This window comes from Methyloversatilis discipulorum (assembly GCF_018780585.1).
GTDB lineage: Bacteria > Pseudomonadota > Gammaproteobacteria > Burkholderiales > Rhodocyclaceae > Methyloversatilis > Methyloversatilis discipulorum_B.
The window spans coordinates 64,099-70,353 of record NZ_JADMJL010000025.1; the positions used below are offsets into that span (position 1 = coordinate 64,099).

Genomic DNA, 6,255 nt, shown 5'->3' on the forward strand with positions numbered 1-6,255 from the left:
CGGCTTGTTTGCTGCTGCCAGGGGCTGCGCTCGGCATCCTCGATCCCAGCAACTCCATGAACAACAGGAATCGGGATGGACGGATATGCGGCTGTTCTTGTGCGAGAAGCCCTCCCAGGGCAAAGACATTGGCCGGATTCTCGGCGCCACGCAGCGCGGTGAAGGCTGCCTCAACGGTTCCGGCGTCACGGTCACCTGGTGCATCGGCCATCTCGTGGAGGCGGCGCCGCCCGAGGCCTACGACGAGCAGCTCAAACGATGGTCCGTTGAGCAGTTGCCCATCATTCCCCAGCACTGGCGGGTCGAGGTCAAACCGAAGACCGCCACGCAATTCAAGGTCGTCAAGGCGCTCTTGGCGAAGGCGACTCACCTGGTTATCGCCACCGATGCCGACCGCGAGGGCGAATTGATCGCCCGCGAGATCGTGGAGCTTTGCGGCTACCGCGGCCCCATCGAACGCCTGTGGCTGTCGGCGCTCAACGATGCGTCCATTCGGGCGGCACTGGGCAAGCTGCGGCCTTCGGCCGAGACGCTTTCGATGTACCACTCGGCGCTGGCGCGCTCCCGTGCGGATTGGCTCGTGGGCATGAACCTGAGCCGGCTGTTCACGGTGCTGGGGCGACAGGCGGGTTACGACGGCGTGCTGTCGGTCGGCCGCGTACAGACCCCGACGCTCAAGCTCGTTGTGGACCGCGACCGCGAGATCGCGCGCTTCGTGTCCGTACCATACTGGGCCATCGCCGTGTCCCTGTTCGCAGGCGGTTCGACTTTCGCCGCGCAATGGGTTCCACCCGATGCGTGCACCGACGACGCAGGCCGCTGCCTGCGGCAGCCGGTCGCACAGCAGACCATGCAGCAGATCCGCGCTGCGGGCAGTGCCCACGTCGTGTCGGTGGAGACTGAGCGTGTCCGCGAAGGCCCGCCGCTGCCGTTCGACCTGGGCACCTTGCAGGAAGTGTGTTCCAAGCAGCTTGGGCTGGACGTGCAGGAAACCTTGGAGATTGCCCAAGCCCTGTACGAGACGCACAAGGCCACGACGTACCCCCGCTCGGACTCCGGCTACCTGCCCGAGAGCATGTTTGCCGAAGTGCCCACCGTTCTCGACAGCCTGCTCAAGACCGATCCCTCGCTGCGCTCGATCATGGGCCAGCTCGACCGCTCGCAGCGCTCGCGCGCCTGGAACGATGGCAAGGTCACGGCGCACCACGGCATCATCCCGACGCTCGAACCGGCGAAGCTCTCCGCCATGAGCGAGAAGGAACTGGCCGTGTACAGGCTCATCCGGTCGCATTACCTGGCGCAGTTCCTCCCTCACCACGAGTTCGACCGCACTGTGGCCAAGTTTTCGTGCGGGGGGCAGAACCTGGCGGCCACGGGCAAGCAGGTTGTCATCCCGGGTTGGCGCCAGGTGCTCGCCGAGCCGCAGGCCGAAGACGGTGATGGCGAGGGCGATACTGCGGTCCGCGCCCAGGTGCTGCCCGCGCTGCCGAAACTGTATGAGGGCCTGGCATGCCAGGTGGCCGACGTCGATCTCAAGGCACTCAAGACGCTGCCGCCCAAACCGTACACGCAAGGCGAGTTGGTCAAGTCCATGAAAGGCGTCGCCAAGCTGGTGTCCGATCCCCGCCTGAAGCAGAAGCTCAAGGATACGGTTGGCATCGGCACCGAAGCGACGCGGGCCAACATCATCGGCGGCCTGATCGCTCGCGGCTACCTCGTGAAGAAGGGGCGCGCCATCCGCGCCTCGGATGCGGCTTTCACTTTGATCGATGCCGTGCCTGCGGCGATTGCCGACCCTGGCACCACCGCCGTCTGGGAACAGGCGCTCGACATGATCGAGGCCGGACAGCTCACCCTGGACGTGTTCATCGGCAAGCAGGCCGCGTGGATTTCGCAGTTGATTGCGCAGTACGGCAGCGCCTCCCTGTCCATCAAGGTTCCCCAAGGGCCGGCATGCCCGCAGTGCGGCGCACCCACGCGCCAGCGCAGCGGCAAGAGCGGCCCGTTCTGGTCGTGCAGCCGCTACCCGGACTGCAAAGGCACGCTGCCAGTCGAATCCGGCAGCTCCAAGCGCGGCGCCTCGCGCCCGCGCCGTAGCGGCCGCAAAGGCTCCTGACCGCCCCCGTTCCCCGTGAGCCGTGCCCGCCTTCGGCGGCGTGGCCCCTGTCCCGCACTCCGCCGCATGCCCTGCGGGACGCCCAGCGCGCAACGCCTTCTTGATCCGTGTGCGCGTCCCGCCCAGCCGTCCCCGGCCGCGGGACCTGAAGGTAGCTTCTCTGCGAGCCGCACCACGCGCGTTCTGTTGATCTGCGTTTCTTCCGCCCTCTGCGAAGGGTCTCCCGGTGGCTTGCCAGGCTGCACGAGCCACCGGGAGACCCTTCGTGGTCAGCGGTAATCGGTGCCGGTGCCCGCCGGTGCAAAAACGGGCTCCCTTTGTGCGCGGATGTGCGCCAGACGATGCCGGCCCCAGCCACGACATGGGCCGGGTGTGATTGCTTGATGAGCAGACGGTTCTAGCGACGACCGGGCCTGCCAATCAGCCCACGGGTGGTTCCTCTTTTCTCCCGAGCCGAAGGCCGTTGGGCCTTCGGCGCCATTCTCCTGCCCATCAACGTCCCGGCCCGGCCATTGGCCTGGGCCACACGAACAGGAGAGACGACATGCACCCTCAACCTTGCGCACCGCTGCTGTACGGCAGACGGAGGTCGAGAACGGCATGCCCGCCTATCGCGCGGCCATCGCCAATGGTACGCTCGGCTGCAGCCGAGGCCGTAGCCCAAAGGCTGGACTACCTCTTTTGCAGAGGTAAACCTCGGGATGAACTGGGCGAAAACATGCCTTATGTGCCCGCCTTACGGCGAGCTGTTTCCGATGCTTCGCGCAGGATTTCCCGCCCCCCATTCGCTGCGATTGCGGCCACGATGACGCCCAGCACCAGATCCGGGATGTTCGACCCGAACCCCATCACCAGCACCCCGGACAGCACAATCGCACCATTGACGATGGAGTCGTTGCTGGTAAAGATCGCTGACGCCTTGAAGTTCACATCTTCCCCGCGATGGCGGCGCAGTAGTCTGAGGCACACTAGGTTCAAAGCCGCGTTCAGCGCGGCCATGGCCATCATGGCTGGGCCGACAGGCTCTTCCCCTCCAGCGAAGCGGCGTAGGACTTCCAACAGCAGCAGCGCGGCCAGGCCGATTAGCAAGAAACCCGACAAGCGGGCCGCGCCCACCTTGACCGTTGCCGCACGACCGACGGCATACAGGCTAACCGCATAGACCGACGCATCGGCGAGGTTGTCCAACCCGGCGCCCATCAGCGCCGTAGAGCCAGCCCAGATGCCAAGGGCAATGCCGGCGGCGGACTGCGTCAGGTTGATCAGCAACACAGTCAGAAGAATCTTTCGGTCCTTCGCATCGCTCGCATCTAGGCGGCCCAACTCGTCGTTTTCGTGATTTCTGTGGTTTTCAGCCATGCATTGTTCCTTCCAAATCGATGGATGCTGAAGCCTGTAGCGGCTGGAGAGTCAAGGCGCAGATGCAACGAACTTGCCACAGGGTCTTCCCGGACGCCCTTGACTCTACCGTAGCTAGAAGGTTTTCCAATCCAGTCAGAGCTTTAGGACAGAACAGATGAGCACCAATGCGCCCCCTTCATTGCGACTGTCATCCGGTATGGCTGCTATCCACTGATCCGTGGCGCCACTGCGGTTGTGCTCTTCGGCGAGCTCGCGACCGGCCGGCCGTCTTTTCCGACGGAGCTACTCACAGTGATCGTCGCGCTCGCTTGTGCCGCCTTGCTAGAGGGCGGGCGGCCTTTCCACTCCCCGTTGAGCCAGTAGCGGCGTTCCAAGCTGTGGTTGGCCGTCGGCGCATGGCTCGGCTTCTTGGTCGTGCATCTGGCCTTCCAGCACTCCAATCTGGGATACCGGGTCGGGCCGTTGGGATTGTTGATCGGGGTGGCTGAAGCCCATCGCTGGCATCACAAGCGTGAGCACGAAGACGCCCAAGTCAACTACGGCGATTTCTGGATGCCCGGGGGCCACTTGTTCAGCGCTTTCCGGTCGCAAAAGCACACGCTGGGCGCCAAAGAGTGACACTCAAGAAAGATGGACTTTCCAATGGACTACGGCCCGCAGCTTGTCTATCCCTTCCGGAGCCGGCCAGCAGCGGCAAACGCTTGCGCTGCTGGCTATACGATCTTGCCCACGTCGCATTCTTGCGCGAGTCGGGCCTTGCGGCTTCTTGCGAAGCGATCGCGAGTTGCGTGGCGTGCCCATGAGTCGGGCCGCGTCGTGGCGCACTGCTACCTTGGCCTGCACCTGCACCTGCGCAGCCACGCCGCGATGCTCGGTCTGGCCTGGAGAACCCGTAAGGTGGCGGAGATTGCGGCGCGCAGGTCGTCCGGCTCGCGCTGGCTCCTGTGGGCCACGCCCTCGGTCGCACGCCGTCTCAAAACGTCAGAATCGCGCGCTTTCGCATGATGGAGCGCGGCACGTGGCTCTCAGAACTGGACCCGATCACTTCCAGCACCGATGACACGCTCGAGCTTCAGGCGGGCTCGGCCAAGCTGTTGAGAATGCCGCACTCGCGCGAGGTTCGGGCGCTATCGCAGGAGCGTCGCAGATCCATTAACTCGCGCTCCAAGGCGCGCAATTCCTTCATCTTGGTCCGCACTTGCGCGATATGAGCGTCGACCAGCGCGTTCACCTCGCCGCAGCCCAACTCTGGCCGATCCCGTAAGTTCAGCAGTTGACGGATCTCATCCAGCGTCATGTCCTTCGCCCGGCAGCGGCGGATGAACAGCAAGCGCTGCAAATGGACTTCGTCATAGAGCCTGAAGTTGCCCTCGCTACGTGCAGGCTCGGGCAGCAAGCCTTCTGACTCGTAAAAGCGCACGGTCTGCACCAAGCAATCTGCCTTCTTGCCCAGTTCACCGATCCGCATCATGGTTGCTTCCTATAAAAAACTTGACTCTATATCTACTAGAGGTTTTCTAATGATGGCATCCGGGGAAAACCTTGTCAATGAAGAGCGATCTATGAACAAAGAACCTTCCAGCCCATGCGCCTGCTCCGGCGGCAATGGCCAACAGACGGCGTGCGCCAGTGAGCAGGCCAGCACTGAAACCACCGTTTTCCACGTGAGCAACATGGATTGCCGCAATGAGGAAGCACTGGTGCGGCGAACGCTGGAGGGCATGCCCGGTGTCGAGCGGCTCCTGTTCGATCTTCCGCAGCGTTTGTTGACCATTTCGCACCGCGAAGTCTCGGCCGATGCCTTGGAGCAAGCGCTGAATTCGGTGGGCATGAAGGCTCAGGCTGTCCGAGACGCCGCCGTGTCGACCACCTACCGCATCGAGAACATGGACTGCCCGAGCGAGGAGAAACTCATCCGCTCGCACCTCGGGGCAGTCGAGGGAATTCAGGACCTCGACTTCGACCTCGCTGAGCGCACCCTGTCGGTGAAACACCTCGCTCAGGCACGCGCGCAGATGGAGCAGGTCCTGGCCTCGATCGGCATGCGCGCCAAGGAGCAGACCTTCGGCCACACGGGGCCGATCGAAGCCGCGGCTGTGATCCCATCCTCGGCCCTGCAGCAGCAACCAACCGCTGCCGTTTCCGCGCCGCCGATCGGCGAGCGGGTGACGTACCGGATCGAGAACATGGATTGCCCGACGGAAGAAGCGCTGATCCGCGACCGGCTGGGCAAGCTGCCGGGTGTGACCGCGCTCGACTTCAATCTGATGCAGCGTGTGCTGGGAGTCCAGCACACGCTGGCGACCTCAGCGCCGATCGAGAAGGCGCTTGCTTCCATTGGAATGCAGGCTGCGCGGCAGGACATGCAGACAGCCACCACGGTACTTCGCATCGCGAAGATGGACTGTCCGACCGAGGAAAGTCTGATCCGCGGCAAGCTGCAAGGCATGCCGGGCGTGCAGGGAATGGATTTCAACCTGATGCAGCGCACGCTCACGGTTCGGCACACACCCGACGCGATCAAGCCGGCAGTCGAAGCCATCGAATCGCTGGGCATGGAAGCCGAGGTCCAGAGGACTGATGAGCCGCGCGATGCCCCGGTGGCCGCGCACAAGACCAATTGGTGGCCGATGGCGGTTTCGGGCGTTGCGGCGGTGGCCGCCGAAGGCGTGTACTGGGTCAACGACGGCAATCATTGGGCCGTGATCGTGCTGGCACTGGTTTCGATCTTCACCGGCGGCCTCAGCACCTACAAGAAGGGCTGGATCGCGCTGAAG

6 protein-coding genes are annotated in these 6,255 nt (G+C 63.9%); 4 read left to right on the plus strand and 2 right to left on the minus strand.

Annotation, left to right across the window (positions count from 1 at the left end; translation table 11 throughout):
* Positions 1–85 precede the first annotated feature (85 nt).
* Positions 86–2,116, plus strand: coding sequence for a DNA topoisomerase III (locus IV112_RS12660; protein ID WP_003116834.1), 2,031 nt, complete (start codon positions 86–88; stop codon positions 2,114–2,116).
* Between the two features lie 723 nt (positions 2,117–2,839).
* Here the strand turns inward: IV112_RS12660 and IV112_RS12665 are convergent.
* Positions 2,840–3,475 (minus strand): cation transporter, encoded by a 636-nt coding sequence (locus tag IV112_RS12665; protein WP_003098972.1) that lies wholly within the window; start codon positions 3,473–3,475, stop codon positions 2,840–2,842.
* Positions 3,476–3,859: 384 nt separating this feature from the next.
* On the opposite strand from IV112_RS12665, the gene IV112_RS12670 reads away from it, so the two are divergent.
* Both IV112_RS12670 and IV112_RS21505 read left to right on the plus strand, forming a co-directional pair.
* Entirely contained in the window at positions 3,860–4,096 is a 237-nt protein-coding gene (locus IV112_RS12670) for a hypothetical protein (RefSeq protein ID WP_003098970.1), read from the plus strand.
* Positions 4,097–4,120: 24 nt separating this feature from the next.
* Positions 4,121–4,483, plus strand: a complete 363-nt coding sequence (locus IV112_RS21505; RefSeq protein WP_196495817.1) for a DUF3703 domain-containing protein — start codon at positions 4,121–4,123, stop codon at positions 4,481–4,483.
* 67 nt (positions 4,484–4,550) lie between these two features.
* Here IV112_RS21505 and cadR read toward each other — a convergent pair whose 3' ends face one another.
* A complete protein-coding gene (gene cadR / locus IV112_RS12675; RefSeq protein WP_003098965.1) occupies positions 4,551–4,949 on the minus strand; it encodes a Cd(II)/Pb(II)-responsive transcriptional regulator in 399 nt (132 codons plus the stop codon).
* Between the two features lie 91 nt (positions 4,950–5,040).
* On the opposite strand from cadR, the gene IV112_RS12680 reads away from it, so the two are divergent.
* The coding region (locus IV112_RS12680) for a heavy-metal-associated domain-containing protein (protein ID WP_304003851.1) at positions 5,041–6,255 on the plus strand (1,215 nt) is incomplete at its 3' end.